Origin of the sequence: Enterococcus sp. DIV1307a, from assembly GCF_050537425.1 — a bacterium.
Lineage (GTDB): Bacteria > Bacillota > Bacilli > Lactobacillales > Enterococcaceae > Enterococcus > Enterococcus faecalis.
On sequence record NZ_CP172914.1, the window covers coordinates 874242 to 889730 of the forward strand.

Here is a 15489-nt window from a genome sequence, read left to right on the forward strand (position 1 = left end):
CAATGAAAAACGCACGTTGGTTAAGTATTTGCGTCATGCTACTCGCTCTTTTCGGGTTTTCACAGCAAGCATTAGCAGAAGCATCGCAAGCAAGCGTTCAAGTTACGTTGCACAAATTATTGTTCCCTGATGGTCAATTACCAGAACAGCAGCAAAACACAGGGGAAGAGGGAACGCTGCTTCAAAATTATCGGGGCTTAAATGACGTCACTTATCAAGTCTATGATGTGACGGATCCGTTTTATCAGCTTCGTTCTGAAGGAAAAACGGTCCAAGAAGCACAGCGTCAATTAGCAGAAACCGGTGCAATGAATAGAAAACCAATCGCAGAAGATAAAACACAGACAATAAATGGAGAAGATGGAGTGGTTTCTTTTTCATTAGCTAGCAAAGATTCGCAGCAACGAGATAAAGCCTATTTATTTGTTGAAGCGGAAGCACCAGAAGTGGTAAAGGAAAAAGCTAGCAACCTAGTAGTGATTTTGCCTGTTCAAGATCCACAAGGGCAATCGTTAACGCATGTTCATTTATATCCAAAAAATGAAGAAAATGCCTATGACTTACCACCACTTGAAAAAACGGTACTCGATAAGCAACAAGGCTTTAATCAAGGAGAGCACATTAACTATCAGTTAACGACTCAGATTCCAGCGAATATTTTAGGATATCAGGAATTCCGTTTGTCAGATAAGGCGGATACAACGTTGACACTTTTACCAGAATCAATTGAGGTAAAAGTGGCTGGAAAAACAGTTACTACAGGTTACACACTGACGACGCAAAAGCATGGATTTACGCTTGATTTTTCAATTAAAGACTTACAAAACTTTGCAAATCAAACAATGACTGTGTCGTATCAAATGCGTTTAGAAAAGACCGCTGAACCAGACACTGCGATTAACAACGAAGGACAATTAGTCACGGACAAGCATACCTTGACTAAAAGAGCCGCAGTTCGTACAGGCGGCAAGTCTTTTGTCAAAGTTGATAGTGAAAATGCGAAAATCACCTTGCCAGAGGCTGTTTTTATCGTCAAAAATCAAGCGGGGGAATACCTCAATGAAACAGCAAACGGGTATCGTTGGCAAAAAGAAAAAGCATTAGCTAAAAAAATCACGTCTAATCAAGCCGGTGAATTTTCAGTTAAAGGTTTAAAAGATGGCCAGTACTTCTTGGAAGAAATCTCTGCACCAAAAGGTTATCTTCTGAATCAAACAGAAATTCCTTTTACGGTGGAAAAAAATTCTTATGCAACGAACGGACAACGAACAGCACCGTTACATGTAATCAATAAAAAAGTAAAAGAGTCAGGCTTCTTACCAAAAACAAATGAAGAACGTTCTATTTGGTTGACGATTGCAGGCCTGCTAATCATTGGGATGGTAGTCATTTGGCTATTTTATCAAAAACAAAAAAGAGGAGAGAGAAAATGAAGCAATTAAAAAAAGTTTGGTACACCGTTAGTACCTTGTTACTAATTTTGCCACTTTTCACGAGTGTATTAGGGACAACAACTGCATTTGCAGAAGAAAATGGGGAGAGCGCACAGCTCGTGATTCACAAAAAGAAAATGACGGATTTACCAGATCCGCTTATTCAAAATAGCGGGAAAGAAATGAGCGAGTTTGATAAATATCAAGGACTGGCAGATGTGACGTTTAGTATTTATAACGTGACGAGCGAATTTTACGAGCAACGAGCGGCAGGCGCAAGCGTTGATGCAGCTAAACAAGCTGTCCAAAGTTTAACTCCTGGGAAACCTGTTGCTCAAGGAACCACCGATGCAAATGGGAATGTCACTGTTCAGTTACCTAAAAAACAAAATGGTAAAGATGCAGTGTATACCATTAAAGAAGAACCAAAAGAGGGTGTAGTTGCTGCTACGAATATGGTGGTGGCGTTCCCAGTTTACGAAATGATCAAGCAAGCAGATGGTTCCTATAAATATGGAACAGAAGAATTAGCGATTGTTCATATTTATCCTAAAAATGTGGTAGCCAATGATGGTAGTTTACATGTGAAAAAAGTAGGAACTGCTGAAAATGAAGGATTAAATGGCGCAGAATTTGTTATTTCCAAAAGCGAAGGCTCACCAGGCACAGTAAAATATATCCAAGGAGTCAAAGATGGATTATATACATGGACAACGGATAAAGAACAAGCAAAACGCTTTATTACTGGGAAAAGTTATGAAATTGGCGAAAATGATTTTACAGAAGCAGAGAATGGAACGGGAGAATTAACAGTTAAAAATCTTGAGGTTGGTTCGTATATTTTAGAAGAAGTAAAAGCTCCAAATAATGCAGAATTAATTGAAAATCAAACAAAAACACCATTTACAATTGAAGCAAACAATCAAACACCTGTTGAAAAAACAGTCAAAAATGATACCTCTAAAGTTGATAAAACAACACCAAACTTGGATGGTAAAGATGTGGCAATTGGCGAAAAAATTAAATATCAAATTTCTGTAAATATTCCATTGGGGATTGCAGACAAAGAAGGCGACGCTAATAAATACGTCAAATTCAATTTAGTTGATAAACATGATGCAGCCTTAACTTTTGATAACGTGACTTCTGGAGAGTATGCCTATGCGTTATATGATGGGGATACAGTGATTGCTCCTGAAAATTATCAAGTGACTGAACAAGCAAATGGCTTCACTGTCGCCGTTAATCCAGCGTATATTCCTACGTTAACACCAGGCGGCACACTAAAATTCGTTTACTTTATGCATTTAAATGAAAAAGCAGATCCTACGAAAGGCTTTAAAAATGAGGCGAATGTTGATAATGGCCATACCGACGATCAAACACCACCAACTGTTGAAGTTGTGACAGGTGGGAAACGTTTCATTAAAGTCGATGGCGATGTGACAGCGACACAAGCCTTGGCGGGAGCTTCCTTTGTCGTTCGTGATCAAAACAGTGACACAGCAAATTATTTGAAAATCGATGAAACAACGAAAGCAGCAACTTGGGTGAAAACAAAAGCCGAAGCAACTACTTTTACAACAACGGCTGATGGATTAGTTGATATCACAGGGCTTAAATACGGCACCTATTATTTAGAAGAAACTGTAGCTCCTGATGATTATGTCTTGTTAACAAATCGGATTGAATTTGTGGTCAATGAACAATCATATGGCACAACAGAAAACCTAGTTTCACCAGAAAAAGTACCAAACAAACACAAAGGTACCTTACCTTCAACAGGTGGCAAAGGAATCTACGTTTACTTAGGAAGTGGCGCAGTCTTGCTACTTATTGCAGTAGTCTACTTTGCTAGACGTAGAAAAGAAAATGCTTAATTTCTAGCATCACCGAAGAAATTTTTAGAAAAACAAAGAGCCTGGGCAAATCACTGTCCCAGGCTCTCATGCTTTATTTTTAAGGAGGAAGCAATGAAGTCAAAAAAGAAACGTCGTATCATTGATGGTTTTATGATTCTTTTACTGATTATTGGAATAGGTGCATTTGCGTATCCTTTTGTTAGCGATGCATTAAATAACTATCTGGATCAACAAATTATCGCTCATTATCAAGCAAAAGCAAGCCAAGAAAACACCAAAGAAATGGCTGAACTTCAAGAAAAAATGGAAAAGAAAAACCAAGAATTAGCGAAAAAAGGCAGCAATCCTGGATTAGATCCTTTTTCCGAAACGCAAAAAACAACGAAAAAACCAGACAAATCCTATTTTGAAAGTCATACGATTGGTGTTTTAACCATCCCAAAAATAAATGTCCGTTTACCAATTTTTGATAAAACGAATGCATTACTATTGGAAAAAGGAAGCTCCTTGTTAGAAGGAACCTCCTATCCTACAGGTGGTGCGAATACACATGCGGTCATTTCAGGACATCGTGGTCTCCCTCAAGCCAAATTATTTACAGATTTGCCAGAATTAAAAAAAGGCGATGAATTTTATATCGAAGTCAATGGGAAGACGCTCGCTTATCAAGTGGATCAAATAAAAACCGTTGAACCAACTGATACAAAAGATTTACACATTGAGTCTGGCCAAGATCTCGTCACTTTATTAACTTGCACACCGTATATGATAAACAGTCATCGGTTATTAGTTCGAGGACATCGTATCCCATATCAACCAGAAAAAGCAGCAGCAGGAATGAAAAAAGTGACACAACAACAAAATTTACTATTATGGACATTACTTTTAATTGCCTGTGCGTTAATTATTAGCGGCTTCATTATCTGGTACAAGCGACGGAAAAAGACGACCAGAAAGCATGGAAATTAACGATTCGTATAATAAAAGTGACTATGTTTTTATTTTTTTAAACCCTTTACGTAGTAAATCAATGACCAAACCTAAGCAAAAATAAGTACAAAAATGAAGCTCAGAAGAAATCAACATTCTGGTTGTTAAAGGCTGCTGGGAATAATAAGTATCCAGCACAGGCGTTTGGTGAATAATAGAAAAACCTAGAAAATCTGTAAGGGCCAATAGAAATCCCTTACTATCATATCCAGAAAACCAAAGTAGTATGACGAAAAGGCTAAACATACTAAAAAAAAGAGTAAAAAAATAGCTTTTCAATTTTTAATCCTCCTTATCGTGCATAATTGAACCAGAGAAACAGAAGTATTAACGAAATAACTAAAAGAGCAAGCCCTGAATAAAAAGCGACAAAGGGCCAATCAATCGACTGTTTAAATTCTTGCCAAGTTTGGATTTTTCTGTTTTTTTTCGCGCTATCTTCAAGCGTGAGTAAATAATTTAATAGTAAGAGGAGCAGCAACACCGTGAAATCATTTGTGTTAAAAAACACATGTAAAAATAGAATGACAAAGACAACACGGGATAACACTCGATACCGCAAAATTAAAAATAACTTAGCACGCATAATAAACCACCATTTCTTATCAGAGATAATGAATCTGTTTTTGTCTACTCTTTAGTTATATCATAAAATTCTTAATAATGAAAAAATTATTAGAGAAAATAATTGAAAAAAGTTTTTTTCCTGAATCATTATTTTCGTAAATAAAGAATAAACGTGTTACTCTTGGCTTATCAAATTTGGAAGGAGTGTTAAAAATGAAATATCTGGATATTATTGCTTTAATTTTATTGATTGTCGGAGGTTTAAACTGGTTATTAGTCGGTGCATTTAATTTTGATTTAGTTGCAACAATTAGTGGCGGTGCAACCACACCATTAGCAAAAATTATCTATATTATTGTCGGAATTTGTGCGATTTATTCTATTAAGTTTTTAGCTCCTTTGTTCCGCGAACCATAGGATTGATTTAAAAGATTTAGATAACGGGAAGTTATTTTAACTTAGTAATTGAGAGTTTCCTTGAGAAAGGGGACTCTTTTTTTATTTTCTATATTCGTTTCAGAAGGTTTAGACAAGCTCAAAAAATATTTCAAGAGAGCAGCGTTGTTTTCAAAATAGAACCTAGCATTACCTCGAATGTACCTCAAATAACCTGTGTCTTTTTTTGAATCATTAGTTCAAATTGATGTGATCACTAGTGAGAAAAATCAGCTCTAGGATATATAGGAAAATATAAGCATCAAATAGGGATTTTGATGATAAATTATCTTTTTCCTTGTTATGATTATAACAAGGAAAAGAAAGTAGGGATTTATGTATGGAATTACAGGTGACAAAAAAGGCTAAATTTTTTTGTTTGGCGATGGCATTACTAATGACATTAGGTATTTTTATCAGCGCTGGTACAAGTGTTTATGCATCTGACCAGCTAGAGGATTCAGAAGTTGAGGCTGTAGCAAAAGGACTGGAAGAAATGTATGCGAATGGAGTGACGGAAGATAACTTTAAAAACTATGTCAAAAATAATTTTGCTCAGCAAGAGATTTCTTCAGTTGAGGAAGAGTTAAATGTAAATATTTCTGATGCTTCAACAGTAGTTCAAGCACGTTTTAATTGGAATGCATTAGGAAGTTGCGTTGCTAACAAAATCAAAGATGAGTTTTTTGCAATGATTAGTATCAGCGCAATTGTAAAAGCTGCACAAAAGAAAGCCTGGAAAGAATTAGCAGTGACTGTATTACGCTTCGCTAAAGCCAATGGGTTAAAGACGAATGCTATTATTGTAGCTGGACAACTAGCTTTATGGGCAGTTCAATGTGGGTTAAGCTAATGAATTTAAAAGATCATGTTACGGAAATAGTAATTACTTTTATCATCGCTTTTGTATATACTTGGATAGATTCAGGAGAAATTGAAATCTTAAAGACTCTTTTGATAACAATAATATTTTTAGCCATGTTCTATGCAATACCCAAAATCACCAATAGAAAAAGAAAATGAAGTGGTTTTAGAAAGATAATGTGATAGGAAGTGTAAGAGGAGGTAACGAGCCTTCTCTTTATTTTTTTATTGACTTGCTATGTAGATGGTTCAAGATAGCTAAAAAGCCTACCAAACCGTTAAAATGAAGTTTGGTTCACGACAACCACATTAACAGTTTAGGAGGTAATACTTATAAAAAAAGCCATAGAAATTTCATTACACTTAAGGTGGAAATATAAGTATCCTATATAACATTCAGGTTTAAACTATTCAATGTTTCTTTGATAAGCTTAGCATAGCTTGATTCCTACTTAGAATGGGTTCAGTAACTTTAATTCTACAGAATTTTTGGGGGTCTTTTTTTGTGAATCAAGAAAGATGTTGGAAAAAATATTGATATTAGAAATATAGAAGCTAAAAACTACATCATATCAAGATATGTTTTTTTCTAAATCATCAAAATACTTTACTAATATTTCCGCTTTTCCAAGTCCAATATTTTCAATAGCTGTTTTTCCACTTCTGATTTTGTCAATGTATTGCGTGCTGATTCCAGTTTCTTTTGCAATACGATAGCTCGTTAAATCTAGGTCTATTAATTTTTCGATTTTTTCAGTGTAAGTCATTTAATCAACTACTTTCTTTTGCTTAATATGCCTACAATTAACAAGATCACTGAGTAAGTAATCCAATTAATTACAGTAAAAAGTGTCAGTACTAAACCGACTAACACGATAGTTAATAATACATAATTTTTATTATTCAGGTTATTCTTGCTAGAATTATTCTATAGAGAAGGGAATGCTAGCAAGAATAATAAGGTTAGTTTATTTCTATACTATCTAGCTTTGATATAAAACATAGTTATTAGTAATTGAAAAGATGGCTAAAAAGATAAGTTTTGTAGCAGTCTTTTTCTTAATTCTTCCTTCCTATCTGTATACATTTGGATGAATTCATTCTTTTTATAAACTTTATTTAGTAAATTCCTATTTAGATAATAATCCAGTTCCTCGTTAGAATTATATCTTTTTAATACCCAATCATCGAAATACTTATTATTTTTTTCTGTATTAGGAATGCCTTCTAGTAATTGTAAATTTACAATTGTATCGATGTGTTCAACAATAAATGTTATTTCTTCTTCTGAATAACCTATTTCTCTTAAATTCTTTTTATTTTTATATTTGCTTGAAGGGAATATATGATCTTGGTGAAACTTATTTTTTAAATCTATGGCTGGAAAAATTACCGATAAAAGTGTGAAAGAGTACTTTCCAATTTTTGTATCTAGTAAATAATCAATGTCTTCATCCGTTAGGATTAAAGATTTGTTTGTATCTCTAACTTTAAGAAGTTTTGACAATGGGAACCCTTCGGATAAATCCTGCATATTTTCTCTCATTTTAAGTAATATTGAGTCTGGAGTTCCTCCAAAGATTCTTTTTAACAAAGAAATCTGAACAAAATATTTTATTTTATTCCTATCATTTAAGTATCTATCAGCTTCTAAATAGTTATTTGGGCAATCAATTTTGTATAGGTAATAAACAACAGGGATGATTACACTATTAGCAATTAAAGTATCTCCATTAAACCCAAAATTTGAAAGTAAATTCACTGCTAAAGATATTGCTTTTTTTGTCTTTTCCCAGTTAGTTTCGATTAGGTTTGTGGTTTGTTTGTCAAAATTGGAAGCTCTAAATTTAATATTCTTTTTATCAGTTAACACTAAAGCAGCCTTTAAAATATTATCTTTGTTAAAATTGAAACCGTTTCCTATCATATTTAGTTCATCAACTAATGAATAAATTTCTTCTCGAGCATTCAGATTTTGCCATTTAGCAGTCGCTAAAGAAAGCAAAAGGTCAGAATAAGTTAGCGTAGTACCACCGCTATTCATTCTGATAAAGATATCTAAAACCTTATCAATTTCTTGTGAGTTTTCTTCATAATATGCCAATATATCTTTTTCCATCATTTGATGTAAAGTTCCTAAAGAATTCATAATATAACTTGTTTTTTCAACGGATTCATTAGGAAAATTTTTCCGATAAAGCTCTTGATATCTAGCAATCACAGTAAACATTTCACCTACTTCAAATTGCAAAATATCGGAGACAGGGTACCAAAGAGTATCTTCGGTAAAATCTTCTGCTTCCTCATTAGTTAAAAATCTAAAATCAAATTGAACATCTTTGTTGGTATCTAAATTTGGAGAAACGATATTTAAATAAAGCTGTCTCGAAGGATAAGCATTGTCATTATTTTTCCATGCTCCTTTTATTTTGTAGCTGTAGGTACCTTTCAAAGCTATATAGATAGATGTTATTCTTTGTTGCCCATCTAGTATTGCTGTAACACTATCTTTATGTGAAATATTGATTTTTGTATTATGTCTAGCATCTCTTTGATGGTATTCTTTTAATATGTTATAAAATTCATATTTATTTATATTTTCATTTTGGACGTTCCAAAATAAGAACGAGCCGATGGGATATCCTTTCATAATGGAATCGAATAATCTTTCAATTTGTTCTGGTTTCCATACAAATTCTCTTTGAAGCGCAGGTAGTACATATTCATTGTTATCTATTTTCTTAATTAAATTTTTTATAGTGAAATTTACGTAACCCATTTTGAGAATCTCCTTTGACATTATTTAATTAATTTTACCACATAAAATACAAAAATATTGAATCTATTTTTATTATACAAATTTGTTATCTGGATTCTATAAGGTAATATAAATCGAAATTTCTACAGGTTTATCCATTAGAATATCTATTCATAAATATGAAATAATTACAATGGAGATTCATTTTAGAAAAAGTGGATATCCATGTGAAGCTAATCGAATCAAGTATAATTTAAATAAATTGAAATTATTCAGCAGAAAATTGGTTCGTTATGTAAAAGATTACCTTTTTAATAATGTTTTCTTGAAAGTATTCACCAAATTTTGATTATTAGTTGATACCTTTTTCTATTTTCTTTATGATTTTTCTCAAAAGTCCGAGTTCAGTCCAACTCCCAAGAAAATAAGGAACTTACTAAATCGTTGATTTAACAACGTTTAGCAAGTTCCTTTTTAATGGAGACGGCGGGAGTCGAACCCGCGTCCAAACATATTGCCACTTAAATCTCTACGTTCATAGACACTCATTTAAAGGTTCGCTTTACAGCGTGCCGAGTGACAGGCATTCTGTATTGCTAGTCTGGTAAGCTCCTCTAAATTTTACAGACGGAAAAATTTAGCGTATCCCACTTCGATTAGGACCCTGACCCGAGCACATGGGCGATGCCGGGAGGATCTTCGCTAGCTGGTTTTTAGGCAGCTAAAGCGAAAGAATTGTTTTCGTTTTTAGCAGTTATATTTAACTGTAACGTTTTAACGTAGCCGTAACCTACGAAACGCAATTCAAGCTCAACTATGCCTGTCGAATCCGTAACGCCCCCGAAATAACATAAGTATCCCTTGATACTTATCAAAGTATAGCATAAATTCCTTGTTTTTTCAAAGAGTAGGATAACACTCTGTTAGATATTCATAAAAAGAGGAAGGATGGACCGTAATTCAGTTCATCCTTCCTCTTTTTATGAAAGTGTGTGGGTATGTTTTGTAATCCATTGTTGCAAACGGATATTCAACCAAAAACCATAAATTCCTAAAGTAATTATAGTTAATAAAAGCCATTTAATCCAATGACCGAATAATTGCATAGCTGTACCGTCAAAATAAAGGCGTTTACCATCAATAACGGTATGCTTGATTTTCCAGTTGTACATCATACAAATTCCCCAAGGTGCGCAAATGCCTAATGTAAAGACAGTAATCAAGGTTGCTAAAATTGAAGTCCCGATATACGTTGCTAAACCACCGTCAAAATATGAATTTTTCATTCTTTTCCTCCTTATCTCATAAACTTTATTATAACAAGAATAAATGGCCTGGGAAACAAAATGAGGATGAAATAAGTATTTTTATTCATTATTGATGTGAAATATGTTATTTATGCAACTCAAACTTGGCAACATTAGATATTTTGTAACAAATGTTATCTAATGTAACTACCATAATAAAACGTTTTCCTTAGGAAGTGAATTAGAAATTTAAAAAAAAGGCTACTTAAATGAGCATTAATATTGTACGAGACATATCTTTTTGCTATTGTCAACTTCTGAAAAAGACCACTAAGTGGAAAAAATAAGAGAAAAGAAAGGTGAATAATTTTTTATGACAAAAAGTGTAAAATTTTTAGTGTTACTGTTGGTAATGATTCTACCAATTGCGGGGGCGTTATTGATTGGTCCAATTTCGTTTGGCGCCGAATTGAGCAAAAGTTCAATCGTTGACAAAGTAGAATTAGATCACACTACTTTATATCAAGGAGAGATGACCTCCATTAAAGTATCTTTTAGTGACAAAGAGAATCAGAAAATAAAACCTGGCGATACTATTACTTTAACTTTACCAAATGCATTAGTTGGAATGACCGAGAACGATGGCTCACCACGAAAAATCAATTTAAATGGTTTAGGGGAAGTTTTTATCTATAAAGATCATGTTGTAGCAACATTTAACGAAAAAGTTGAATCTTTACATAATGTGAATGGGCATTTTTCTTTCGGGATTAAAACGCTTATCACCAATAGTTCGCAACCGAATGTGATAGAAACGGATTTCGGAACAGCAACGGCGACTCAACGTTTGACGATTGAAGGAGTGACTAACACAGAGACTGGCCAAATTGAGCGAGACTATCCGTTTTTTTATAAAGTAGGCGATTTGGCTGGAGAGTCAAATCAAGTACGCTGGTTTTTAAATGTGAACCTCAATAAATCCGATGTCACAGAAGATATTTCAATTGCGGATCGACAAGGAAGTGGTCAACAATTAAATAAAGAGAGTTTTACATTTGATATTGTGAATGACAAAGAAACTAAATATATTTCACTTGCCGAGTTTGAGCAACAAGGTTATGGCAAAATTGACTTCGTGACAGATAATGACTTTAATTTACGTTTTTATCGGGATAAAGCACGCTTTACTTCCTTTATCGTCCGTTACACTTCGACAATCACAGAAGCAGGCCAACATCAAGCAACATTTGAAAATAGTTATGACATCAATTATCAACTAAACAATCAAGACGCAATGAATGAAAAAAATACATCACAGGTTAAAAATGTTTTTGTAGAAGGCGAGGCAAGCGGCAATCAAAATGTGGAAATGCCAACAGAAGAAAGTCTAGACATTCCTTTAGAGACAATAGAAGAATGGGAACCAAAGACACCTACTTCGGAACAGGCAATAGAAACAAGTGAAAAGACAGACACAACAGAAACCGCAGAAAGCAGCCAACCAGAAGTTCATGTCTCACCAACAGAAGAAGAAAATCCAGATGAAAGTGAAACGTTAGGTACAATTGAACCAATCATACCTGAAAAACCAAGTGTGACAACTGAAGAGAATGGCGCAACAGAAACGGCAGAAAGCAGCCAACCAGAAGTTCATGTGTCGCCAACAGAAGAAGAAAATCCAGATGAAAGTGAAACACTAGGCACGATTGAGTCAATCATACCTGAAAAACCAAGCGTAACAACTGAAGAGAATGGCGCAACAGAAACGGCAGAAAGCAGCCAACCAGAAGTTCATGTGTCGCCAACAGAAGAAGAAAATCCAGATGAAAGTGAAACGTTAGGTACAATTGCACCAATCATACCTGAAAAACCAAGCGTAACAACTGAAGAGAATGGCGCAACAGAAACGGCAGAAAGCAGTCAACCAGAAGTTCATGTGTCGCCAACAGAAGAAGAAAATCCAGATGAAAGTGAAACACTAGGCACGATTGAGCCAATCATACCTGAAAAACCAAGTGTGACAACTGAAGAGAACGGCACAACAGAGACTGCAGAAAGCAGTCAACCAGAAGTCCATGTCTCACCAACAAAAGAAATTACTACAACTGAGAAAAAACAGCCATCCACAGAAACAACTGTGGAGACAAATAAAAATGTTACATCAAAAAATCAACCACAAATACTAAACGCTCCATTAAATACATTGAAAAATGAAGGAAGCCCACAGTTGGCTCCCCAACTGCTTAGTGAACCAATTCAAAAATTAAATGAAGCAAACGGGCAACGAGAACTTCCCAAAACAGGCACAACAAAAACACCGTTTATGTTAATAGCAGGAATACTGGCAAGTACATTTGCCGTTTTAGGTGTAAGTTATCTACAAATCAGAAAGAATTAACAATAGAAAAGCCATCCAGCTTTCGCTGGGGGGCTTTTCTATTATCTGGAGATAAATTGCTGATAGGCGCCAATCAAAAACTATGCTACAGTAAGGTATATAATGCTCGAAAAGGGGGGAGTAAATGACTAAAAAATATGGTCGCACTTTCAGAAAAGCTTCACTTGGTACATTTTGATTGGCGTGATTGTTTCATTATGTAGTGCTTTAGCAATTTATTTTTTTCAACAGTTGTTAGATCATTATCAAAAAAGTTTCCAACTAGGGTTGTTAGTAGCGTATGGAACGACAATTATTTTAATTCCGCTATTGTCTTACTGTGAACAGAAACCGAAAGCTTACTTAACTAATGGCATCTATTTCTATTTGAAGAAATTAAGTTTAATAAAAATGAGCAAGATTTCCTATGAAGAATATCTAAAACTGGGAGCGGGAGCTTTACTACAAAAAGTAGAAGTTGGTGCAGCAGCTGGGAGAAATATCCACTTGAATTTTTATGGACGCTTATTTCGAGAGCTAATTCCAGAGACGTTATTTAATTTGTTTTTCATAGCATTGATTGATAAAAAATTACTACCAGCAATTCTAATTGGTTATGTGATTGTATTTATTTTAACCAAAATACTTTTGAAAACGCTACAAAAAATGAAAGAAAAAACACTTATTTCTGAAGAAGCAATGAATGCTACTTTGATACGAGGGATGACAGAACTAGTGACTTTTAGAATTAATCGAAAATATAAAAAAGAGATTGAAAATTACGCGTTAATGGCAGAGGAAAATAGTCAAAATATAACAAAAATGACTATGATCCATGAATTTTTCTTTGGCTTTTTTGCCTTGTTAGTCGCACTTATCAAAGTAAGCATTGTCGTACTTAGTTTTACTAACGTTGTGACATTGAGTTTAGGTGGACTTGTAGCGATAGTGATGTATATCGATCGAATTTATACGCCGATAGCCATATTTAATGTTTTATTTGTTCAATATAATTTGGATAAAGTAGCCTATCAGCGCTTGGAAGATTTTTATAAAAAAGAAGATGATCCTGACTTAGCGGTTCCAGGCAAAGCGTTACCTGAAATTCAAACAATTTCATTAAAAGATGTGTGTTTTAGCGTAGATAGTCAAACGATTATGTCCCAACAAAATCGACAATTTTCAATGAACAAAACCTATGGCTTGATTGGAAAAAGTGGGACAGGCAAATCTACCCTGATTAAATTGATTTTAGGATTATTGAAACCGACAGAGGGGACAGTTTATGTGAATCAATTTCCTCTAACACAATTCAATTTGGAAGATTATTATGAAAAAGTTTTTTATTTATCTCAAGATGTGCCAATATTTCAAGGAACGTTGAAAGAAAATATTGTATTGAATCAAGAAATTTCTGATGAACAAGTAATTGAAGCTATGTATCGTTTTCAGTTGGGGGAACTTTATGAACGGTTGCCGGAAGGTTTAAACACTATTGTGAGTGAAAAAGGAATGAATTTTTCTGGTGGCGAGAAACAACGGATTGCTTTCACACGCTTAGCATTTACACAAGCAGAGATCCTTATTTTAGATGAGGCGACTTCTGCATTGGACGAAAAGACCGAAGAAAAAGTGTTACAAGAAGTACAAAAATTTACCCACAATAAGTTGACTATTTTGGTTACTCATCGACCTAAAACCCTGCGATTTGTAGATGAAATTATTGATTTAAATGAGTGAACTTGTTAGCTCTTTGGCGCTTCTTTTGCTACACTTTTTATAAGAATTGAGAGAAAGGGGCAACTGTTGATGAATAATAATGAGCAAGAATTAGCGGAATTTTGGGATGAATTTGCAGAAGAATATGAAGAAATTCAACAAGAATCGCCATTTCCAATTGCCCGAGAATTACGTGATTTCTTGGTCCAAGAAGGCATTTTTCCGTGTCAGACATTTCTGGATATCGCAGGTGGGACGGGACGATATTTGCCTTTTTTTCAAGAGCAAGTCACGGAGTACACGCTAGCCGATATTTCTCAGAGAATGTTGGAGATTGCGGAAGCAAAAGCACAAAGCAACGTTGTTTTTCTTCACCAAAGCCAAGAAAGACTGATTGAGACTGGGAAAAAATTTCAAGTCGTTTTTTCAGCGATGAACCCTGCTTTGGATACGCCGGAAAAAGTTAATGCATTGTGCCAATTAAGTGAGAAATGGTGTCTTATATTTCGGCTAGTGGAAGAGCAAGATTCGTTATTTTCTCCTTTTGAGCAAGAGAGCAACCCGCAGTTAAATTGGATGGCAAAATACAAAGCATTTCTAAAAAAAGAACAGCGACCTTTTTTCACAAAAAAATTTTTCTTTGAAGCATCAGAAACTATTTCAAAAGACTTTTTCCGCAGCTATTTTGAAGAACAATGGTCAGTTCCAATTTTAGAACAACGCGTACAAGAAATTTTTGGTTCTCATGAAATTAAGCAAAATCAGCGTACCATTATTTATGAATTAATTGTTATTCCATGTAAAAAAACAACTAGCGATTACTAATTATCGCTGGTTGTTTTTCGGTTATTTAATTGTGCGAAAGCTTTTTCTGGAATCTCTTTTTTATCAATTTTGGCAGGAGATTGGATGATTCTTTTTTTACTAATGGTTGCTTCTATGTAAGCATTTGGTTCCAAAGGTTGCGGATTTTTGTCTGTCCGTTCGTAGTCCATAACTTGCGTTTTTCCATTACATTTAACAAAAGTTAGTCGATAGTGTAAAGAATATTGGCCATCTATGCTTTTTTGATTGTCATCTACTGTTTGTTTTCGTTCAGGAATTTCTAGAGGAACTTGTGCATAGGCTTTTTCACCCTTATATGTATCTGCATAATAACGATAGCCTGTATAACCACCAACAATAAATAAGCCAATAAATAAAATAGCGCCGATTTTTTTCATTTTTTGTCCTCCTA

The 15489-nt window shown here is 34.4% G+C and carries 15 protein-coding genes and 1 other RNA gene; 9 read left to right on the forward strand and 7 right to left on the reverse strand.

All coding sequences use genetic code 11. The features are described from left to right. The first annotated feature begins 2 nt into the window (after positions 1 to 2). The 3 genes from ebpB to srtC all read left to right on the forward strand — a co-directional run bounded on the left by ebpB (position 3) and on the right by srtC (position 4264). On the forward strand, positions 3 to 1433 hold the full coding sequence (gene ebpB, locus IGL90_RS04285) for an endocarditis and biofilm-associated pilus minor subunit EbpB (protein ID WP_048737680.1): 1431 nt from the start codon (positions 3 to 5) through the stop codon (positions 1431 to 1433). Then, entirely contained in the window at positions 1430 to 3313 is a 1884-nt protein-coding gene (gene ebpC, locus IGL90_RS04290) for an endocarditis and biofilm-associated pilus major subunit EbpC (protein WP_048737677.1), read from the forward strand. The genes ebpB and ebpC overlap by 4 nt, the downstream gene beginning before the upstream one ends. Positions 3314 to 3406: 93 nt before the next feature. Next, positions 3407 to 4264: an Ebp pilus assembly class C sortase gene (gene srtC, locus IGL90_RS04295; protein ID WP_002394164.1), complete on the forward strand. Its 858-nt coding sequence runs from the start codon at positions 3407 to 3409 to the stop codon at positions 4262 to 4264. Positions 4265 to 4285: 21 nt separating this feature from the next. On the opposite strand, the gene IGL90_RS04300 is transcribed toward srtC, so the two are convergent. Next, positions 4286 to 4564 carry a hypothetical protein gene (locus IGL90_RS04300; protein ID WP_239660080.1) on the reverse strand — a complete coding sequence of 93 codons (279 nt, stop codon included), beginning with the start codon at positions 4562 to 4564 and terminating at the stop codon, positions 4286 to 4288. Between the two features lie 13 nt (positions 4565 to 4577). Continuing rightward, a complete protein-coding gene (locus tag IGL90_RS04305) occupies positions 4578 to 4871 on the reverse strand; it encodes a hypothetical protein (RefSeq protein WP_048737673.1) in 294 nt (97 codons plus the stop codon). A 194-nt stretch (positions 4872 to 5065) separates the two neighbouring features. Here IGL90_RS04305 and IGL90_RS04310 point away from each other — a divergent pair, with 194 nt between their 5' ends. The 3 genes from IGL90_RS04310 (at position 5066) to IGL90_RS04320 (ending at position 6310) form a co-directional block, all read left to right on the forward strand. Continuing rightward, complete coding sequence (locus IGL90_RS04310) at positions 5066 to 5269, forward strand: DUF378 domain-containing protein (protein ID WP_002381996.1); 204 nt, start codon at positions 5066 to 5068, stop codon at positions 5267 to 5269. Positions 5270 to 5627: 358 nt separating this feature from the next. Further along, entirely contained in the window at positions 5628 to 6140 is a 513-nt protein-coding gene (gene entV, locus IGL90_RS04315; RefSeq protein ID WP_002358120.1) for an enterococcin EntV, read from the forward strand. After that, on the forward strand, positions 6125 to 6310 hold the full coding sequence (locus IGL90_RS04320) for a hypothetical protein (protein WP_033625701.1): 186 nt from the start codon (positions 6125 to 6127) through the stop codon (positions 6308 to 6310). Before entV ends, IGL90_RS04320 begins: the two co-directional genes overlap by 16 nt. 413 nt (positions 6311 to 6723) lie before the next feature. Here the strand turns inward: IGL90_RS04320 and IGL90_RS04325 are convergent, their stop codons facing one another. The 4 genes from IGL90_RS04325 to IGL90_RS04340 form a co-directional block, all read right to left on the reverse strand. Continuing rightward, positions 6724 to 6918 (reverse strand): hypothetical protein, encoded by a 195-nt coding sequence (locus IGL90_RS04325; RefSeq protein ID WP_002360606.1) that lies wholly within the window; start codon positions 6916 to 6918, stop codon positions 6724 to 6726. Between the two features lie 260 nt (positions 6919 to 7178). Next, on the reverse strand, positions 7179 to 8930 hold the full coding sequence (locus IGL90_RS04330; RefSeq protein ID WP_002378176.1) for a DUF262 domain-containing protein: 1752 nt from the start codon (positions 8928 to 8930) through the stop codon (positions 7179 to 7181). Positions 8931 to 9384: 454 nt separating this feature from the next. Next, positions 9385 to 9751, reverse strand: a transfer-messenger RNA (tmRNA) gene (gene ssrA / locus IGL90_RS04335). 138 nt (positions 9752 to 9889) lie between these two features. Beyond that, the gene (locus IGL90_RS04340; protein ID WP_002360604.1) at positions 9890 to 10195 is read right to left on the reverse strand and encodes a DUF898 family protein; all 306 of its coding nucleotides are present in this window, start codon (positions 10193 to 10195) and stop codon (positions 9890 to 9892) included. 334 nt (positions 10196 to 10529) lie between these two features. Here IGL90_RS04340 and ace point away from each other — a divergent pair, with 334 nt between their 5' ends. From ace to IGL90_RS04355, 3 genes are all read left to right on the forward strand, one after another. Next, complete coding sequence (gene ace / locus IGL90_RS04345; RefSeq protein ID WP_141411712.1) at positions 10530 to 12554, forward strand: collagen-binding MSCRAMM adhesin Ace; 2025 nt, start codon at positions 10530 to 10532, stop codon at positions 12552 to 12554. A gap of 135 nt (positions 12555 to 12689) precedes the next feature. After that, on the forward strand, positions 12690 to 14273 hold the full coding sequence (locus IGL90_RS04350) for an ATP-binding cassette domain-containing protein (RefSeq protein WP_048737742.1): 1584 nt from the start codon (positions 12690 to 12692) through the stop codon (positions 14271 to 14273). 69 nt (positions 14274 to 14342) lie between these two features. After that, the gene (locus IGL90_RS04355; protein ID WP_048737743.1) at positions 14343 to 15077 is read left to right on the forward strand and encodes a class I SAM-dependent methyltransferase; all 735 of its coding nucleotides are present in this window, start codon (positions 14343 to 14345) and stop codon (positions 15075 to 15077) included. On the opposite strand, the gene IGL90_RS04360 is transcribed toward IGL90_RS04355, so the two are convergent. Further along, on the reverse strand, positions 15074 to 15475 hold the full coding sequence (locus IGL90_RS04360) for a YxeA family protein (protein WP_065420468.1): 402 nt from the start codon (positions 15473 to 15475) through the stop codon (positions 15074 to 15076). The genes IGL90_RS04355 and IGL90_RS04360 overlap by 4 nt on opposite strands. Between the last annotated feature and the right edge of the window lie 14 nt (positions 15476 to 15489).

What these genes read in the sequence shown, in the direction of transcription:
- IGL90_RS04360 (WP_065420468.1), bottom strand. Translation starts at nt 15,475, where the DNA reads ATGAAAAAAATCGGCGCTATTTTATTTATTGGCTTATTTATTGTTGGT.
- IGL90_RS04320 (WP_033625701.1), top strand. Translation starts at nt 6,125, where the DNA reads ATGTGGGTTAAGCTAATGAATTTAAAAGATCATGTTACGGAAATAGTA.
- IGL90_RS04340 (WP_002360604.1), bottom strand. Translation starts at nt 10,195, where the DNA reads ATGAAAAATTCATATTTTGACGGTGGTTTAGCAACGTATATCGGGACT.
- srtC (WP_002394164.1), top strand. Translation starts at nt 3,407, where the DNA reads ATGAAGTCAAAAAAGAAACGTCGTATCATTGATGGTTTTATGATTCTT.
- entV (WP_002358120.1), top strand. Translation starts at nt 5,628, where the DNA reads ATGGAATTACAGGTGACAAAAAAGGCTAAATTTTTTTGTTTGGCGATG.
- IGL90_RS04325 (WP_002360606.1), bottom strand. Translation starts at nt 6,918, where the DNA reads ATGACTTACACTGAAAAAATCGAAAAATTAATAGACCTAGATTTAACG.
- ebpC (WP_048737677.1), top strand. Translation starts at nt 1,430, where the DNA reads ATGAAGCAATTAAAAAAAGTTTGGTACACCGTTAGTACCTTGTTACTA.
- ace (WP_141411712.1), top strand. Translation starts at nt 10,530, where the DNA reads ATGACAAAAAGTGTAAAATTTTTAGTGTTACTGTTGGTAATGATTCTA.
- IGL90_RS04355 (WP_048737743.1), top strand. Translation starts at nt 14,343, where the DNA reads ATGAATAATAATGAGCAAGAATTAGCGGAATTTTGGGATGAATTTGCA.
- IGL90_RS04310 (WP_002381996.1), top strand. Translation starts at nt 5,066, where the DNA reads ATGAAATATCTGGATATTATTGCTTTAATTTTATTGATTGTCGGAGGT.
- IGL90_RS04305 (WP_048737673.1), bottom strand. Translation starts at nt 4,871, where the DNA reads ATGCGTGCTAAGTTATTTTTAATTTTGCGGTATCGAGTGTTATCCCGT.
- IGL90_RS04330 (WP_002378176.1), bottom strand. Translation starts at nt 8,930, where the DNA reads ATGGGTTACGTAAATTTCACTATAAAAAATTTAATTAAGAAAATAGAT.
- ebpB (WP_048737680.1), top strand. Translation starts at nt 3, where the DNA reads ATGAAAAACGCACGTTGGTTAAGTATTTGCGTCATGCTACTCGCTCTT.